We start from the raw sequence: 17,703 nt of genomic DNA, 5'->3' as shown, positions 1-17,703 counted from the left end.
GATTCGAGGTAAAAAACGTATTGGTCAACTGAAATTCAGTCTTCCAAGGGGAACCAACCGGACGAGACGTCGATATCTCGGAGGTGCCAGCGTTGTCTCGCGTTCTGTCCGTCGACGTCTAACTCGACGACGGCGTCGAACAGCGGTGCCAGCATTCTGTTTACCTCGTCGGTTCTGTCACCGGGTGACCAGACGTGCACCATCCCCTTCTGTGCACGCACGTGGGCCGTCATCGCGTGCAGGAACCGGAACACTTCCTTCCGTTCGTAATTCGCGAGAAGCGACGGCAGGGCGTCGAACGCGACGCGGAGTTCCGCTGGCGACATGCCGTTGGCCAGACTGTCGAAGTTCTCGATATCTTTGGAGATTTCGGAACCCAGTCGGCCGAGGCCACCGTTGACGCGACGTTCGTACGCCGACTGAATCGGCGTTCCTCCCGCCGACGCGGCGGCGGCACTCCGTTCGAGCGTCTGATACCGAATCACGCGCGTCCACTCCGGAGAGCGGCGAATCGATGGGTGGAGACGAGAGTCTAGAGACGCGGACTCGTTCATCACGGTGAGTCGGCGACGCGGTTCTGTCGGCGCGCCGAGCATCTGCCTCGATGCACGAGAGTAGAGTTCGTTTGGAACGGAACCGACGACGAGGAGTGAACTTCCGCGTCGCTTGAGGTCGTCCAGTCTGAGTTGGAATGTGGACGTGTCCTCCGCGGCGGAGGTGTCAGTATCTCCTCTCGAGACCATTCGTTCTCAACGACGAAACCATATTTAATAATACTTTGCGTGTTGGAATGTCAGAATGTGACACCCCTTGACATACTCTTTCAACGCTGTTCTATCGACCAGTCAGTGTGCGACGTGCGCCCTTTGTGACTGGCCTCATTCGTCGCCGTGAATAGTCAACACCGGCATCGACGCTGTTCGGACGACGCGTTCGGTCACACTCCCGAGCAGGACGCGTTCGACGCCCGTCCGACCGTGTGTCGCCATCACGATGATGTCGATACCGTGTTCCTCGGCGTACTGGACGATTGCTTCGTACGGCGCCCCCCGAACCACCGCACCGGTCGCTTCGATACCGTGGTCTTCGGCACGGGCGACGAACTCGTCGACGAGGCTCTGTCCCTCCTGTTCGAGTGTTTCGAGTACCGGCCCACCCATGACGCTCACGCTGTCACGGGTGTCGTCGACGACGAACAGTACGTGGACAGTCGAGTCGTACTGTTCTGCGAGTTCGTACGCGTGCGGAAGCGCGCGCTCCCCCGTCGAACTGCCGTCAATCGGGAGTAAGATATCGTCGTACATACGGAGATATTCGTGCCCGATGCGTGTGAATCCTTCGCACAGTGAAAGACAGGAACGACGGACTGTCCGAAGGCGTTTCGGTGGCGCTTAGGTGCTGTCGTACGCTTCGATTCGGTTCATCGCCTCGCGGAGTTCTCGCATGCTCGTCGCGTACGAGACGCGGAGGTGGCCTTCGCCACCCGAACCGAAGACGCTCCCCGGGACGAGCGCGACGTTCTGGGCTTCGAGCAACCCCTCGGCGAACGCTTCGTCGTCGCCGTCCGGCACTTCGGGGAAGACGTAGAACGCGCCTTTGGCCTCGAAGCAGTCCATCCCCATCTCGTTGAACCGAGAGATGACGAATCGCCGTCGCCGGTCGTACTCGCGTCGCATCTCCTCGACTTCGTCGTCACACGACTGTAACGCTTCGAGCGCCGCGTACTGCGCCGTCGTCGGCGCGGAGAGCATGCCGTACTGGTGTATCTTGTTCATCGCGTCGATAGCTTCCGGCGGTCCCATCGCGTATCCCAGACGCAGTCCGGTCATCGCGTACGCCTTCGAGAACCCGTTGAACACGATGGTTCGCTCGCGCATCCCCGGATGCGTCGCGATGGAGGCGTGGTCGTCTTCGTACCGAAGGTCGGCGTAAATCTCGTCCGAGAGGACGACGAGGTCGTTTTCCAGCACGAACTCGGCGACGTCCGAGAGTTCCTCGTCGGTCATCACCGCACCGGTCGGGTTGTTCGGGTAACAGAGCACGAGCACGTCCGCCTCGTCGGCCCCGGCCGCGTAGAGTGCCTCGGGCGTGAGTTTGAACTCGTCTTCCGCGTGTGTCGGCACCGGAAGCGGGTCGCCGCCGGCGAAGAGTGCACCCGGCGTGTACGAGATGTACGACGGTTGGGGGATGGCCACGACGTCGCTGTCGTCGACGAACGCCCGGAACGCGAGGTCCACCGCCTCACTCGCACCGGTCGTGACGAGAATCTCGTCGTCGGGGTCGTACTCCTGACCGTATCGAGTGACGCGCTCGGCGATGGCCTCGCGGAGTTCGCGCATCCCTCGGTTCGACGTGTAGGAGGTCTTCCCGCGTTCGAGCGAGTCGATGGCCGCAGTTCGGGCGGCCCACGGCGCGGAGAAGTCCGGTTCGCCGACACCGAGAGAGATGACGTCGTCCATCTCTTCGGCGAGTTCGAAGAACCGTCGAATACCGGAGGGTGGCACCTGTTCGACGCGGTCAGCGACGTGGTCTCCGAACGTCATGGGGACACAGAGAGACGGTCGTCGTCGTCACCGTCACCGAGTTCGATACCCTCCTCCTTGTACGAGTCCATCACGAAGTGCGTCACCGTCTTCGTGACCTCGGGGAGGGGGGCGATGCGCTCGGAGATGAACTTCGAGATGTCCTGCATCGAGTCGCCTTCGACTTCGATGAAGAAGTCGTAGTCACCGGAGACGAGTCGAAGCGTCCCGACTTCGGGGAACCGCGCGATACGGCGGGCAATCTGGTCGTACCCCGTATCACGGTCGAGTTCGACGTCGACTTCGACCTGTGCGCGGACGCGTTCTTCGTCGACTTTGTTCCAGTCGACGACCGCCTGATAGCCGCGAACGACCCCGTCGGCTTCGAGTTCGTCGAGCGCTTTTGCCACTGCATCGGCGTCTGCGCCCAGTTGTCGGGCGATGTCGTCTACACTCTCTCGAGCGTCGCGACGCAGCAAGTCGAGCAGTGACTGCTTGTCCATGAGGGGTTGGTTGCGGGCATCATTCATATTGTTTGCTCAAGCGGGGCGTGTTGTCACGAGAACCACGGGTCGTGACCACCCACCATCGCCGCCGGGGTGCGGAAAACTATTCCAGTGTGGGGGAGTGGATGCCGACATGGAGACCGAATTCGACGTCGACGAAATCGACGTTGCCGATTTCGATTGGCTCACACTCGACGCCGACGAAGAAGTCATGTGGGCGGATACGCCCCATCCCTACAGTCTGGTCCCCGTGCTCGTCGTGGGTATCCCGCTGTCGCTTTTCCTCGTCGGCATCCCCATCCTCGTCGCCGGGTATCTCTCGTTCAAGAATACGAACTACGTCGTCACCTCCGACGCCCTCTACAAGAAGACTGGCGTCCTCTCGCGGAACGTCCAGCGCATCGAGTTCGACAAGGTACAGGACACGTCGTACAGTCAGTCGTTCCTCGGCGCGCAGTTCGGGTACGGCGCTGTGAACATCAGCACCGCCGGCGGGAGCGGTATCGAGATGAGTTTCGACAGTGTGGCAGACCCACAGACCCTGCAGACGCTCGTCAACGAGCGAATCAAACGTCGCGGCGAACGGACGGCGGACGCGAGTGGGAAGGCGGCCATCCTCGACGATATCCTCACCGAACTCCGTGCGATTCGGGCGGCAGTCGAAGGCGACAGTGTCGGGTCGCGAGCAGGTGACGACGACACGCTACAGGAGACTGCCGACGACGTGACCGAGACGGTTTCGCCGTCCACTGAATCGGCGGCGGACGACGACGCCGAGAAGAACGACTTCGACTTCGATGCCTCGGTGACCGACGGCCGATGAACGTCGACGAGTGGATGGCACGCGGCCCAGACGAGACAGTCGTCTGGACGGGGCGACCACGTATCCAGACGATTCTCCCCGCTGTCGTCGTGGGCGTCGTCGTCCTCGCCGGTGCAATCGCCGCCGCAGTCGTCTCGGACGTACTACTCGTCGGTGTCGTCGGCATCGTCGGAGTGGCCGTTCCGCTCTGGTCGTACGCCCGCGTCACCAACACGCGCTTCGCCGTGACCAACCGTGCACTCTACCGAAAGACGGGCGTCCTCTCGCAGAGCGTCCAGCGCGTCTCACTCGCTCGGGTGCAAAACAGCACGTTCACACAGGGCATCACGGGGTCGATATTCGGGTACGGAACCATCTCCGCCGAAGCGGCCGGTGGTGGACGCATCCAGTTCGAAGATATCGACGACCCCCGAGCAGTCCGCGAGATAATCGACCGGAGACTCGGAGACGAAGGGATTCCGGGGTCCGTCGAACAGTGGAGCGCCGTCCTCGACGAGATTCGGTCACTCCGGACGGCCCTCGAATAACCGTCCGTTCTCTCGCGCAGTCGCTCTCGGTTTCACCTTCTGGCGTCGAATTCTCTGCTGTGACCGCTGACTCCCCCGTCTTCTCGTTCACTCGTCCGGTGCATAACTCGGGAGTCGGATGGTCACGACGTTTCCGCTCGGGTCGTTCTCTTCGAACGACAGGACGCCGTCCGACTGCCGGACGACGAGGTTTACCAGCCACAGGCCCATCCCGCTCCCGTGATAGAGCGGTTCGATATCTTGCTCCCACGAGAGGACGCGCTGTTCCATCTCCGGAATCGAGTCGCCGTCGTCGAGAACCCGAATCGTGCCTGTCGTCTCGCCGGGTTCGACCTGTACGGTGACGGAGACGTCGTCCCGAGAGGAGTGCACGACTGCGTTCTGGACGAGTTCTTCGAGTGCGGTGCCGAGCGCCGGTGTCGTGACGACCCGACACTGCTCTGGGCACTCGACGACCACGTCCGTCTGTGGGTGGCGGGCCTGTGTTCTCGACGCCACAGACTCGACGATGGGGACGACGTCCAGCGGTTCCTTCTTCGGTTGCGACGAGAGAAACGAGGTGATTTCTCGCCACTTCGACGCCGTCCGGAGCAGTTTCTGACACGTGTCGACAATCTTCACCGCTTCGAACTCGGTGGGGGATGTTTCGGCCGTCTCGGCGAGTCCCTGAATGACGTTCAAGTCGTTGCGGAGGTTGTGTCGGAGCACTCTGTCGATGACCTTCATCTGGTTGAGCCTATCTTCGCGGTCTGAAACGTCTCGAATCAGGGCGACGAACCCGTTCGACTCGCCGCTCCCACGCTGACGCTCGTAGATAGTCACGTCGGCGGGAAACACCTGCCCGGATTTCTTCTCGAGTTGAACCGTGGTGGCGACGTTGGTGTCGTCGCCGCTCCCGTCGAGTGCGCATTCGACGACGTCGGACTCGGTGTGCTCGTCGTAGATGTGCGTCACGTCGTTCCCTCTCATCTCCGCCAACTCGTAGCCGAACAGGTCGGTGAACGCCGAGTTACAGTTGACGACGTTCCTTTCGTCGTCCGCGACGAGGATGGCATCCTGGATGCTATCGAACAGAGATTGGTAGCGTCGTTTCTGTTCGCGAATCTTCCGTTCGCGGGCTTTGTTCTCGGTGATGTCCTTGACGACGCCGATGCCCTTCTGCGGCGTTCCGTCCCCGTCGAACTCGAGTTCAGCCTTCTCGCGGACCCACTTCGTCTCGCCGTCGACGACGATTCTGTGTTGGATATCGTACGGCTCTCCGTCGAGTGCGGCGGTCCACTTCGTCTCGACGTACTCGCGGTCATCGGGATGGACGCGGTCCATGAACCGCTCGAAGGTCACCGTCTCGTCGTGCGAAATCCCAAAGATGCGGTGACACTCGTTGGACCAATCGAGTTCGCCCACCGTAAGGTCAAGTTGCCAACTCCCGACGTCAGCAATCTCTTGTGCCTGAGCGAAGTGCATCTCCCGTTCACGAGTGTCCATCCAAACTCTCCTGTGTTTCCGTTACTACCTCCCGCGAGAGTCCAGTAAATAGTACTTTTGGGACAGGAATAGAATTTGATAATATCCACCCTGTCCGGGCCGCTCACCACCACAGAATCGGGGTCCCCTGTGAATACGTGTCGTAGAATCGATAATTTATTGCCCTCGCCACTCGCACGCCGCATAAAATGACGAGTTGGAAACATTTCGTCGCGTTCTTCGTGTTCGGGTCACTGGCGCTCACCGGTGTGGCGCTGTTCGTCGTCCACGTCGACTACGACTATCACTACACGTACGAACGTGAGGTAGACGAGTTCCCGCGTGAGATATCTAGCTTGGAGTACGCCGAACTCGGCCCAGAGCGAAAACGAGTCGTCGACGGAGCGTTGGAGACGGGCGGCGTCGTGATGCAAGACGGGTCGTCGATGCCTCCCGAGGGTATCGAACGAAACGGCCACAACTACGTCTTTTCGGCCTACAAGTCGTTCGACTGGACAGACCCCGGAACGTTCGCGCCGACGCTCCTCGGCGTCCTCTCGGGAGTCGGCGTCCTCGCTGCCGTCCGGTCGGACATGAAGAATTCGTTGTACCGGTGAGGCCGCACGCGACGACGGCGGAGAGAGTCGACAGGAGAAGTCAGTCGTCGGCGGGACTCACAGACCCCTGGTCCGCCTCCGTCGCGTTGCCGGCGAACCCGACGCCGGCGAGGACGAAGGCGAACAGGACGAGCGGCGAAAGATAGCCGAACAGGTAGTACGGCGCATACGAGAGCGTCGCCACACCGAGGACACCGGACATGTACGCCCCACCGGCGTGCCACGGGAAGAGCGCGCCAGTCGGCGTCCCCGCGGACTCGATAGCCGACGAGAGGTCAGAACTGTCGAGGCCGAACTCGTCGTAGGTGTTGCGGAGCGTCATCCCCGGGACGACGATGCTCATGTACTGTTGTGCGGTGAGTGCGTTCGTCAGAATCGCGGACGCGCCCGTCGCGGCGACGAGCGACCCGGTGGACCGAATGCCGCGTTCGAGTCGATGTGCGAGGACGGCGAGGACGCCCGTCTGTTCGAGCAGGCCACCGAGGGTCAGTGCCGCGACGACGATGGCGATGGTCCACGCGGACCCGGAGACGCCACCGGCGGCGAGCAGGCTATTGACGAGTTCGGACCCCGTCTCCGGCGTCGTCCCGCGCATGAACACCTGCCACGCGTCGACGAACGAGACACCCTGTACGAGGATGCTCGTGAACGCACCGGCGAACGCACCCGCGAGGAGGACGTTGAGTGCGGGATAGCCAGCGGCCGCGAGGCCGAACGTGACGGCGAGGGGGAGGAATGCGAGGATGGTAATGTCGTACGTCGAGGCGAGTGCGGTCTGAATCTCCGAGATTTGACCGGCGGGAATCGCCCCGGAGAAGCCGAGACTGAGGACGATGAATCCGACGAGCGAGAGACCGAACGCGACGAGCGTACTGGTTCGCATCGCACGAATGTGGTCGTAGAGGTCGGTGTTCGTCACGGCGGCAGCGAGGTTCGTCGTGTCCGACAGCGGCGACTGCTTGTCACCGGCGTACGCCCCCGTGAGGATTGCACCGGCAGTCATCGGTGCCGGCACGCCGAGTCCCGACCCGATACCGACGAAGGCGACACCGAGCGTTCCGACGGCGGTCCACGACGACCCGATGGCGAACGTCGTGATTCCGACGATGATGGCCGTCGCAGGGAGGAATATCTCTGGCGTGAGCAGGTCGAGACCGAAGTACATCAGCGTGGGAATGGTCCCGGCGGACACCCACGTCGCGACGACACCGTAGATGGTAAAGAGGATGAGGAGTGCCTGAAGCCCCATCGAGAGACTTCGTTCGATACCGTCGAAGAGGTCACTCCACGTGTAGCCCCACACGTACCGACCGAGGAGGCCGACGAGCGCGATACTCCAGATGAGTGGAATGTGCGGGTCGAGTTTCAGCAGTGCCGACCCGACGCCGAGGAAGGCGACGAGTCCCACGACCGGAACGAGCGCTTCCGCGACGCTCGGGCGTTTCTCCGGCGAGAGGTCGTCGAACGACCGTGGCGTGTATCTATCAGTTCCCATCGTATGCTGACGGATAACCTTGGGACATAAAATACTGTTGTGTTATAATTCGAGTGCATTGTTATGCAGTGCCGTGTTCGTGTTTGGCACAAATATGCTCAGTAGTAATTCACCGAGTCGCGCACCTCGTGACGGGAGGGCATCCAGTCAGAGACGTGTCAACGAGAGAAACATCCTTCCCCGTCGGGCACGACAAATGGGATATGGTCCTCGACGAGTTCTTCTTAGCCCCGCTTGGATTGGTGGGGCTCTTGGGTGTAATCCCACTCATCGTCCTCTATCTTTTGCGGCCCGAACCGGTCCGCAAGACCCTCCCAACCTACCGGTTTCTCACCGAGACGGCCGGACGAAACGCGTCCAATCCGCTGTTCGACCGTCTGCTTCGAAGCCTACTTCTCGTCATCCAACTGCTCGCAATCGTCGCTCTCGTCGTGTCGCTGGCGACGCCGTACGTTCTCGTTCCGGAGTCCGAGACGGTGACCGAGACGGTTCTCGTGGTGGACATCAGTGCGAGCATGGGCGTTCGAGACGACGGCGGCACGCGCTTCGAACAGGCGCTCGGTGCCGCTCGAAGTGAAGTGACCGACACCACGTCCGTCGTCGCCGCGGGTCCGAACGCTGACGTCGTCCTCAGGCGCGGGAGTGGAACAGACGCGCAGTCCGTCCTGGACGGCCTCCGTGTGAGTGCCATGCCCGGTGACCTGCGCACGGCGATTACGACGGCGACGGCCATCGCTGGAGAGGATGCTCGTATCGTCGTCCTCAGTGACTTCGCCGACGATTCGCCGTGGGCAGAGGCGGTCCGCGAGGCGCGTGCGAGAGGACTGGTCGTCGAACTCCAGCAGTTCGACGGCGGCGGGTCCGGAAACGTCGGTATCGTTGACCGGAGTTTCTCCGGGACGAACGTCACCGTGACGGTCAAGAACTACGGCGACACGACTGCGACGCGGCGAGTCGCACTCGGTGGGTTTAGTCGCCCACTCGAACTCGCGCCGGGTGACGTGGCGACGGCGACGTTACCGGTTCCGACCGGTGGCGGGCGCGTCTCGCTCACGACAGAGGACTCGTTCCCAACCGACGATACGCTGTACGTGGCCGCGCCCGAAGACGAGTCGATAGACGTGCTCGTCCTGACGAACGACGAAAACCGGTACCTCACGGCCGCACTCTCGGTCATCCCCGAGGTGTCGCTGACGGTGGACAGTCCACCGACGAGTGTCCCCGGTTCCTACGACGTCATCATCTACAGCAACCTCGACCCTGACAGACTGCTCGTCAGTAACGTCGACGCCGGGCAGGACCTACTCGAAGACGGTGGCGGTGTGGCGATTCAGGTACAGGACGACCCGCCGGACTACGACTCGCTTCTCCTCGTCGCCCCGGACCGAATCGGGACCAACCCGACGATTCGGTCGGTCGCAGACCACGACATCACCCGCGGAATCAGCTTCCCCCCGCCGACGGAGTACGTCGAAGGCGAACTCCGCGAGGGAACCTCGCTGGTGACGGCGAACGATGGAACGTCACTCGTCGCCATCTCGGAGCGCGACTCCGGGCGAATCGTCTACTACGGCTTTATCGAAGAGCAGTCGGCGTTCAAGTTCAACTATCAGTATCCGGTGTTCTGGAAACGGACCGTCTTCTACCTCGCCGGACGCTCGACACTGACTGAACTCAACCGGCCGACGGGTGGCACCCTCTCTGTCGGCCCCAATCAGACCATCGAGACACCGACAGGCCAGGCGACCGGTCCAGAAGTCCGACTCACCGACGCCGGGTTTTACAGCGTCGGTGACGAGCGATACGCGGCGTCGCTCCTCAGCGAGTCAGAATCAGACGTGGTCGCACCGTCGTTGACCGGCGAGGACACGCCCGACTCGTTCCCCACGCGCGTCGAGGAGCGTCTCGTCCCCGACGCACTGACCGAGTGGGTGGTCTTCGTCGCCCTCGCCGTCACGTTCGTCGAACTCGCCTACCTGCGGCGCAGGGGTGACCTCTGATGACACCACTCGTGTGGACGACCCAATTCGGCGACGTCACGGTTGGCCTCGCCCGCCCACTGTTCCTCGTCGCCTTCCCACTCGCCGTCGCACTCGTGTGGGCACTGGTCTTCCAGGGTGCGTCGGGAACCGCTGGCACCCGGTCGAGGCGACTGCTCTTCGCGTCGCGACTGGTCGTCGTCTTCCTGTTGGTCGTCGCCGCCATGGGGCCGTACACGGTCATGGACCGGCAGACGGACGGCGACCCGCAAGTGACGCTCCTCGTCGACGAATCCGACAGCATGGAACCCTCGTCGGCCATCGCGTCGCGACTCGCGGAGGATATCGAAGACGAGGGGGTTCCAGTCACCGTCTCGACTGTCGCACGAGGTGACGAATCGCCACTCGGGGAGGCGCTGGCGGCGAACCTCCGTCCGGACGGGACTGTCGTCATGGTCTCCGACGGACAAGTGACCCGCGGGCGGTCGCTCGCCTCTGCGGCCACCTTGGCCGGCGACCTGAACGCGACTGTCAGTGCCGTCCCACCGCAACCGACTGACACCGAACAGTACGTCACTATCAACGGCCCGGCGAAGACGAGTGTCGGCGTCGAGAACGCGTTTCTCGCACAGGTCGATGGCGTCTCCCCCGACGGACCGACGACTGTCGAGATGGTGATCGAAATCGACGGTGAGGAGGTGTCTCGTGAGTCCTTCCAGTCACCGGGCCGCGTCGAGTTCACACAGACGTTCCAGACGACTGGCGTCCACCGCATCACCGCACGTATCGACACCGACGACGAGTTCGACCGGAACAACGTCTTCTACAAGACCGTTCGCGTCGTCGAACCGCCGAGAGTGCTCTACGTGTCGCGGGAGGACTACCCCCTCCGGGCGTATCTCTCGGAGTTGTACGAGGTGGACAACGCAGACCGAGTCCCGTCGGACCTCTCGCGGTACCACGCCGTCGTCTTACAGGACATGGACGTCGGCGACGTGGGCGAAGTCGACACGCTCCAGCGATTCGTCATCGACGGGGGCGGCTTACTCGTCGTCGGCGGTCGGAACTCGTTCGAAAACGGTGGCTACGACGGGTCGAGTCTCGCCTCGATGCTCCCGGTCACCACCGGCGAAGGTGCGTCACAGACGACGAACCTGGTCTTCGCTATCGACGTCTCCGGGAGCGCGGAAAGCGGGATGCGCGTCCAGAAGAGCGTCGCACTCGACGCACTCGAACAACTCGGCGACGAGAATCAGGTCGGTATCGTCGGGTTCAACTACCTCGCATACGAGGTTGCGCCACTTCGGCCAATCGGCCAGAACCGCGAGTCTACCGCCGACCTCATCCGCCGCCTCGAATCGGGCGGTGCGACCGACATCGCCGTCGGTCTCAGAGGTGCGGCCCAACAACTCGGGGACCGGCAGGGGACGATTATCCTCATCAGCGACGGCCACGACCGGTTCGAAGACGCTGCATCGGTCGCGAACCAACTCGGCAGCGACGGTGTCCGCGTCATCACTATCGGTACCTGCCCGAGTCCGAACGAACGGACGTTGCGCGCCATCGCACGAGCGTCGGGTGGAAACTACCTCCGTGCCGACGAGACCAACCGTCTCCGAATCCTCTTCGGCGGGGCGAACCGGCAGTACGCCGGCGACGGTCTGACCATCGTCAACCAGAACGACTTCATCACCGCCGGCGTGGAGTTGACGTCGAACCCCGGAAGCGTCAACGACGTGGCCATCAGACGCGGTGCGAACTTCCTCGTCGCCGCCGACGACGGGACGCCTGCCGTCGCCTCGTGGCGCTACGGTCTGGGCCGCGTCGCGACGATTACGTCCTACGGTTCCGACGGGTCACTCGACGGCCTGCTCGCGCGACCAGACTCGTTGTTACTGACGAAATCGACCAACTACGTCATCGGTGACCCCGAGCGAAAAGCCACTGGCGTCACCGACGTGCGTGACACCCGCGTCGGGTCGGCCGTGACCGTCGTCTACCGCGGCGAGAGTCGGCCCGAAGAGACGGAGAATATCACGTTCTCGGCGGTCAGTCCCGGCGTCTACGAGGCGACTGTCGTCCCCACGGATCAAGGCTACAGGGACGTTCTCGACACCGAGTTGGCGGTCAACTACCAGGACGAATACGGCGGGTTCGGCACGTCGACGGCGCTCCAAGCGGCAGTCGCCGACACTGGCGGCCGACTGTACGACTCGGGTGACGCCGCCGAAATAGCCAGGTCCGCGCGCGACAATGCAGCAGGTGTGAAACCAGTTCGGGACGAGTGGGCCGTCTACTTCGTCCTCGTGGCCTTCCTGGTCTACCTCGGAGAGGTACTTCTCCGGCGAGTTCAAGTGTATCGGGGACGAACCCAAAGTGAAGGTGGTTTGATATGAGTTCCCTCGGCCGGTCCCTGAATATCGGCCTCGTCGCCATCGTCGTCCTCCTCACCGCTGGAACGGTCGGTGCGACGATGTTCTACCAGTACTCTGTCGATTCGCTCGACGACCAAAACGAGCAGTTGCGAGAGCGAAACGAAGCACTGGAGTCCGACTTATCGCAATCCCAACAGGACCTCTCGACGGCCAACGAGCAGTTGGACGAACTGAACGAATCACTCGAACAATCGCAAGGTGACGTATCGCAGGTGTCGTCCGACCTCGAAGTGACCGAATCTCGTCTGGCGGAGACGCGAGCGGAACTGACAGAGACTCGGGAACGACTCGCCGAGGCGGAAGTACAACTCCGCCAATCGCGGACGCGCATCGACGCACTCGTCGCCGAACTCGACGACCGTGAGATTATCCAGTCTCGCCTCGAGGACGAAGTCGAGAATCTCGAAGCGATAAACGACAAACTCGACGAGTCGAACGCCGACCTCGAACAGCAAATCGGGGCGCTCGAAGACGACATAAACCAACTCCAAACGGAAGTCTCTGGCCTCCGAAGCGACGTCGACAATCTCGAATCCGACCTCGAATCGGCGTGTGCAGCAATCGAAGGCGACAAGCCCCCCGCATGTAATGACGTCTGAAACTTCCTCCCCAACCGACTTCGACGCACCGCGAACAGCGACTGACGACGAGCGCTCGGCGGAGATGGCCGCCGCCGTCACCGAGGTGCGACGTGAAGTCAAGAAAGCGGCACTCGTGCCGAGCGTCGTCGACGCGGCGGTGCTCACCCTGTTGACGAACGTCGTGTTGCGAATCGTCAACCTGCCGTTTTCGGAGTCCATCTCGCTCGCCGCAGTTCCCGGTGTGGACCTCGTCGCGCCGGTTCACGTGGCCGTCCCGATTTCACTCGTCGTCGGCATCGTCGCCTTCGTCGCCGAGTACTCGCTTCGGATGCGACGCCCGCCGGTCGAACAGTTCGAGCGCGTGAATCCGTCTGTGGCCGAAGCACTCCGAACCGCACGCGATACGGTCGGTTCCGACCGGAACTCGAAGATGGCGCTCGAACTCTACGACGACGTGCTCGCACGCCTGCGGTCTACGTCGTCCGTCGAGTTACTCCCGACGCGACGCGTCTTCGTCACGCTGTTCATCGCGTTGTTGCTCTCTGTCGCGAGCGTCCAGGTGTCGATTTCGGACCTGCAGTTCGACGTCCTCAACGGCAACGGAAACGGAGATGGCGACCAGTTCGGCGACGACGACAGGGCGGCGGAACTCCAAAACGGGAGCGCGATTCTCGGTGACCCCGAAGACGTCACCGCCGGGTCAGAGGAGTTGAACGCGACACTCGCAGGAGTGTCTGGCGGCGAGGAGGGGAGTTCGTCGGCCGACGCCTACGACGCAAGTGGGTTCAGTGGCGACCCGGGCGTCGAAAGCCAACGCGCCGGCTATCTCGCCGAAGAGACCCTCGACGAGGCCGAACTAATCCGCGACTACACGCTCAAGATACGAGACCAAGACGATGACTGATAAATTCAACTGGAACTCCGGAGACGACATCGACTCGACGCAGTCGAGAGACGCTGCCACAGACGAATTCGACGACCTGAGCGTCGACGAACTCCAAGAGAGCGTCTCGGCTATCACCGCCGAGGTGGGAAAACGCATCATCGGACAGGAAGACGTGGTCGAACGCCTCCTCGTCTGTGTCCTCTGTGACGGCAACGCACTCCTCGAATCGAATCCTGGTCTCGGGAAGACGACACTGGTTCGCACGCTCGCCGCGGCGACTGACCTGCAGTTTTCGCGTATCCAGAACACACCCGACCTGATGCCGTCCGACATCACCGGCACGGAGATTATCCGCGAGACGCCCGACGGACGCGAGTTCGCCTTCGAACGCGGGCCAATCTTCGCGAACGTCGTCCTCGCGGACGAAATCAACCGGGCGACGCCGAAGACGCAGTCCGCGCTCCTCGAAGCGATGCAAGAAAAACAGGTGACTGCGGCCGGCCACACGTACACCCTCCCCAAACCGTTCTTCGTGCTGGCGACCCAGAACCCCATCGACCAGGGCGGTACGTATCCGCTCCCGGAGGCACAGACCGACCGCTTCCTCATGAAAATCGTCGTGGACTACCCGACGTTCGACGACGAACGAACCATCGTCAAGAAGTACGCAGAAGGCGAGACGGTGCCCGAGGTAGAGCGAGTCCTCTCACAGCAGCATCTCGTCGCCGCCCAGCAACTCGTTCGCCAGGTTCCAATCGCTGACGACATCCGCGACAGCATCATCCAGTTGGTCCGGCGGACGCGCGAAGACGAGACCATCGAGTTCGGTGCGAGTCCGCGAGCGAGCATGGCGCTCGTCCTCGCGGCGAAGGCCCGAGCGTTCGTCCACGGACGGTCCCACGTCTCGTGGGAGGACGTCACCGAGATGGCGGCACCGGTCATCCGCCACCGCATCATCCTCGACTTCCGGGCCGAACGCGAGGGCCTCACCCCCGACGACGTGGTCGAACGCCTCCTCGAATGATAGACCCGGACTTTCTCGACGAACTCGACCGATTCGACACCGCACTCAAACGCGCGTCGAACGCGCCGTTCGAAGGCGACCAGCAGTCGCCCGACGTGGGCGAGGGACTCACGTTCAGCGATTATCGACGCTACGTCCCCGGTGACGACCCGCGACTCATCGACTGGCGAGTCTTCGCTCGAACGGAAGAACTGTTCATCAAACGGTTCGAAGCAGAGCGAAACCTGACCGTCCACGTCCTCCTCGACGCCACCGCGTCGATGGACTTCGGCGAGGGCGGACAGAACAAATTCGAATACGGCGCGAAACTCGGACTGGGATTTTGTCACCTGACCGCCGAAGACCACAACGATTTCCGGTTCTCGCTCGTGACGCAGTCGCCCGACCGTATCGATACGGACACCTCGACGCAGGGTGAAGTGCTTCGCCTCGTCGACCATCTCAATGAGACGAAACCGGTCGGCAACGGCGACTTCAAGGCGGCACTCGAAGCGTACGCCGATACGATTCGCTCGCGCTCGCTCGTCTTGGTGATAAGCGACTTGCTGTTCGACCCAGACGACATCGGCGATGGTCTGGCCGCACTCGCCCGAAACGACGTCCTCGTCGCACAGGTGTTGACGCCCGAAGAACTCGGCCCGTCGACGACGGGCGACGCCATCTTCGAAGACCCGGAATCCGACGCGGTTCGTCGGACCTACTTCGGCGGAACCGCCGCGAGACGATACGACGAACGACTCCAGTCGCACGTCGACGACATCGGAGAGCGCTGTCGCATCCTCGACGTCGAACGAGAACTGGTCGACACCGGTTCGGACTTCTTCGAGACGTTCGCGAGATTGTGGCTCGGGGCCCGACTCGGCGGTCAACGTCGCGTGCGACGCTGACGAGTCGGACCGAACGTCGACGCGGTGTGTCTCGCCGCAGACGGCGTGTTTTTGACCACTGACGGTGAGGTACCGCTTGTGACGGAGACGCAGGAACGCCGGGTCGTTGGCCTCGTCGCCGGGTCGCACGTCGTCAACCACGCATATCTGGTCGCGCTCGCGCCGGTCATCGGCGCCGTCGCCGCCGAGTTCGACGTGAGCATCGCTGCTGTCGGCCTCGCAATCGGTGTTCAGGGGGCCGTCGTGACACTCTTGCAACTCCCGTTCGGCTATCTTTCGGACACGAAGAGTCGCACTGCCGTCCTCGCTATCTCACTCGTCGGCGGCACGTTCGGCATCGCCGCGACTGCCCTCGCGCCATCGTACTACTGGCTATTGGTCTCACAGGCACTCTTGGGCGTCGGTATCGCCGGCCACCATCCGGCACACTATCCCCTCCTCGCCACGGCGTCGTCGGAGACGAACCGCGGGCGGGCGTACTCACTTCACGCACTCGGCGGGTCACTCGGGTTCGCCATCCCGTACGCAATCGCCGCGGGCACTGGCTATCTCGGACTCGACTGGCGGTGGGTCATCGGCATCGTCGCCCTCCTCGGTGGCGGGTTCGCGCTCGTCGCACTCCCCGTCGCCCGCAGGTTCCCGCCGTCGATTGCACGGCCGGCAGACTCCGACAGGCCGACATCTCGGCCGTCGCTCGACGGTGTTCTCCGTGGTGGCGCCCAACTCGTCCGGTCTTCGGGGTTGATGGGACTCGCGCTCCTCTCGTTTCTCACGTCGGCGGCGGCGTGGTGTATCAGGACGTACTCTCCACAGTTACTCGCCGATGGGTACGGTCTGACACCGGGAACCGCCAACGTCCTCGTCTCGGGGATGCTCGTGACGGGGGCGGGGATGATTCTCCTCGGTGGGAGTCTCACCGACCGAATCGGCCCCGGGAACGTCGCACTCGGGGGTTACGCCGCACTCGCCGGACTGGCGGCGCTCCTCGCTACCGGGTCGCTTCCGCTCGCGCTCCTCGTCTTGGTGCTCCCCTTCAGTGGGACTATCAGCGTCTCTCGGCCGGCACGTTCGACGCTCGCGGACCGCCTCTCACGGCGGAGTGACCTCGGGAAGAACTTCGCCGTCGTCACCATCGGCATCTCACTCGGGGGCGCAGTCGCACCGCCGGCGTTCGGCGCACTCATCGATATCGCCGGTGTTCGAGTCGCCTTTGGTGTCGTCGCCATCCTCGGCGTCGTCTCGCTCGGCCTCACGAAGTGGCTTCTCGGCCACGTCGACGGGTCGGCACGGACGCCGAAGGCGACGGCCAGTGACTGACGACGTGACTAGACGCGAGATCTCGACTGTCTCCACGGAGTCGCGTTCGTTCCATCTTTGACGTTCTTGACAGCAAGAATTCATAACTAAGCCGCTCTCTCGCGTCTTTTCTAGTGGTGAGAGAGATGACCACGTTATCCGATACGGAACGACAGCACCGACAGTCCGGACTCCGAATCGCAGACGAACTGTGGAACAAGCGGAACTACGACGTCGTCGACGAGGAGTACGACCCGCTCGTCGAGATGCACACGTTCTCCGACCCGGAGGCTATCGTCGGGACGAAGGCCGTGAAGGACTTCGCCAAGCGGTACCACGAGGCGTTCTCGGACTTCCACGTCGAGATATTCGACATGACGGCGAAAGAGGACAGAGTCTTCGCCCGATATCGCATGACAGGGACCCACGACGGGACGCTCGAAACCCAGATGGGCGACGTTCCTCCGACGCACCGCAAGATGGACACGTGGGGCCTCATCGAAGGACGCTACGAAGGCGGACTCTGTGTCGAAGAGTGGAACAGCACAGACCAGATGACGCTGGCGACCCAACTCGGATTCGCCCCCGAGTGAGCGTCACCTTCGAGTTCCCCCCTCGACGGTGTGTCACCGGTTTTTCTATTCAGCACCGACAGTCTGGA

The 17,703-nt window shown here is 62.6% G+C and carries 17 protein-coding genes; 11 read left to right on the top strand and 6 right to left on the bottom strand.

Annotated elements, in window-relative coordinates:
• Window positions 1-35 precede the first annotated feature (35 nt).
• The 4 genes from ACK3R5_RS06180 to ACK3R5_RS06165 form a co-directional block, all read right to left on the bottom strand.
• Entirely contained in the window at window positions 36-743 is a 708-nt protein-coding gene (locus tag ACK3R5_RS06180) for a hypothetical protein (RefSeq protein WP_411968395.1), read from the bottom strand.
• Between the two features lie 135 nt (window positions 744-878).
• A complete protein-coding gene (locus ACK3R5_RS06175) occupies window positions 879-1,304 on the bottom strand; it encodes a universal stress protein (protein WP_411963185.1) in 426 nt (141 codons plus the stop codon).
• Between the two features lie 87 nt (window positions 1,305-1,391).
• The gene (locus ACK3R5_RS06170) at window positions 1,392-2,543 is read right to left on the bottom strand and encodes a pyridoxal phosphate-dependent aminotransferase (RefSeq protein WP_411968394.1); all 1,152 of its coding nucleotides are present in this window, start codon (window positions 2,541-2,543) and stop codon (window positions 1,392-1,394) included.
• A complete protein-coding gene (locus tag ACK3R5_RS06165; RefSeq protein ID WP_411963183.1) occupies window positions 2,540-3,025 on the bottom strand; it encodes an Lrp/AsnC family transcriptional regulator in 486 nt (161 codons plus the stop codon). Before ACK3R5_RS06165 ends, ACK3R5_RS06170 begins: the two co-directional genes overlap by 4 nt.
• Window positions 3,026-3,161: 136 nt before the next feature.
• On the opposite strand from ACK3R5_RS06165, the gene ACK3R5_RS06160 reads away from it, so the two are divergent.
• The gene (locus ACK3R5_RS06160) at window positions 3,162-3,851 is read left to right on the top strand and encodes a PH domain-containing protein (protein ID WP_411968393.1); all 690 of its coding nucleotides are present in this window, start codon (window positions 3,162-3,164) and stop codon (window positions 3,849-3,851) included.
• Window positions 3,848-4,378, top strand: a complete 531-nt coding sequence (locus ACK3R5_RS06155) for a PH domain-containing protein (RefSeq protein WP_411968392.1) — start codon at window positions 3,848-3,850, stop codon at window positions 4,376-4,378. Before ACK3R5_RS06160 ends, ACK3R5_RS06155 begins: the two co-directional genes overlap by 4 nt.
• Window positions 4,379-4,465: 87 nt before the next feature.
• Here ACK3R5_RS06155 and ACK3R5_RS06150 read toward each other — a convergent pair whose 3' ends face one another.
• A complete protein-coding gene (locus ACK3R5_RS06150) occupies window positions 4,466-5,863 on the bottom strand; it encodes a PAS domain S-box protein (protein ID WP_411968391.1) in 1,398 nt (465 codons plus the stop codon).
• A 188-nt stretch (window positions 5,864-6,051) separates the two neighbouring features.
• Here ACK3R5_RS06150 and ACK3R5_RS06145 point away from each other — a divergent pair, with 188 nt between their 5' ends.
• Complete coding sequence (locus ACK3R5_RS06145; RefSeq protein ID WP_411968390.1) at window positions 6,052-6,459, top strand: hypothetical protein; 408 nt, start codon at window positions 6,052-6,054, stop codon at window positions 6,457-6,459.
• A 40-nt stretch (window positions 6,460-6,499) separates the two neighbouring features.
• On the opposite strand, the gene nhaC is transcribed toward ACK3R5_RS06145, so the two are convergent.
• Complete coding sequence (gene nhaC, locus ACK3R5_RS06140; protein WP_411968389.1) at window positions 6,500-7,954, bottom strand: Na+/H+ antiporter NhaC; 1,455 nt, start codon at window positions 7,952-7,954, stop codon at window positions 6,500-6,502.
• Between the two features lie 203 nt (window positions 7,955-8,157).
• Between nhaC and ACK3R5_RS06135 the strand changes: the two genes are divergently transcribed.
• From ACK3R5_RS06135 to ACK3R5_RS06100, 8 genes are all read left to right on the top strand, one after another.
• Window positions 8,158-9,954 carry a vWA domain-containing protein gene (locus ACK3R5_RS06135; protein WP_411968388.1) on the top strand — a complete coding sequence of 599 codons (1,797 nt, stop codon included), beginning with the start codon at window positions 8,158-8,160 and terminating at the stop codon, window positions 9,952-9,954.
• Window positions 9,954-12,329 carry a VWA domain-containing protein gene (locus ACK3R5_RS06130; protein WP_411968387.1) on the top strand — a complete coding sequence of 792 codons (2,376 nt, stop codon included), beginning with the start codon at window positions 9,954-9,956 and terminating at the stop codon, window positions 12,327-12,329. Before ACK3R5_RS06135 ends, ACK3R5_RS06130 begins: the two co-directional genes overlap by 1 nt.
• Window positions 12,326-12,967 carry a chromosome partitioning protein gene (locus ACK3R5_RS06125; protein WP_411968386.1) on the top strand — a complete coding sequence of 214 codons (642 nt, stop codon included), beginning with the start codon at window positions 12,326-12,328 and terminating at the stop codon, window positions 12,965-12,967. The genes ACK3R5_RS06130 and ACK3R5_RS06125 overlap by 4 nt, the downstream gene beginning before the upstream one ends.
• Window positions 12,957-13,853 carry a hypothetical protein gene (locus ACK3R5_RS06120; protein WP_411968385.1) on the top strand — a complete coding sequence of 299 codons (897 nt, stop codon included), beginning with the start codon at window positions 12,957-12,959 and terminating at the stop codon, window positions 13,851-13,853. Before ACK3R5_RS06125 ends, ACK3R5_RS06120 begins: the two co-directional genes overlap by 11 nt.
• A complete protein-coding gene (locus tag ACK3R5_RS06115) occupies window positions 13,846-14,859 on the top strand; it encodes an AAA family ATPase (RefSeq protein ID WP_411963173.1) in 1,014 nt (337 codons plus the stop codon). Before ACK3R5_RS06120 ends, ACK3R5_RS06115 begins: the two co-directional genes overlap by 8 nt.
• Window positions 14,856-15,746, top strand: coding sequence for a DUF58 domain-containing protein (locus tag ACK3R5_RS06110; protein ID WP_411968384.1), 891 nt, complete (start codon window positions 14,856-14,858; stop codon window positions 15,744-15,746). Before ACK3R5_RS06115 ends, ACK3R5_RS06110 begins: the two co-directional genes overlap by 4 nt.
• A 78-nt stretch (window positions 15,747-15,824) precedes the next feature.
• A complete protein-coding gene (locus ACK3R5_RS06105) occupies window positions 15,825-17,063 on the top strand; it encodes an MFS transporter (RefSeq protein ID WP_411968383.1) in 1,239 nt (412 codons plus the stop codon).
• A gap of 125 nt (window positions 17,064-17,188) precedes the next feature.
• Window positions 17,189-17,635 carry an ester cyclase gene (locus ACK3R5_RS06100; RefSeq protein ID WP_411963170.1) on the top strand — a complete coding sequence of 149 codons (447 nt, stop codon included), beginning with the start codon at window positions 17,189-17,191 and terminating at the stop codon, window positions 17,633-17,635.
• Window positions 17,636-17,703 lie beyond the last annotated feature (68 nt).

Source organism: Haloferax sp. YSSS75 (genome assembly GCF_046764215.1).
Lineage (GTDB): Archaea > Halobacteriota > Halobacteria > Halobacteriales > Haloferacaceae > Haloferax.
This window is presented reverse-complemented; position numbering and strand designations above follow the sequence as displayed.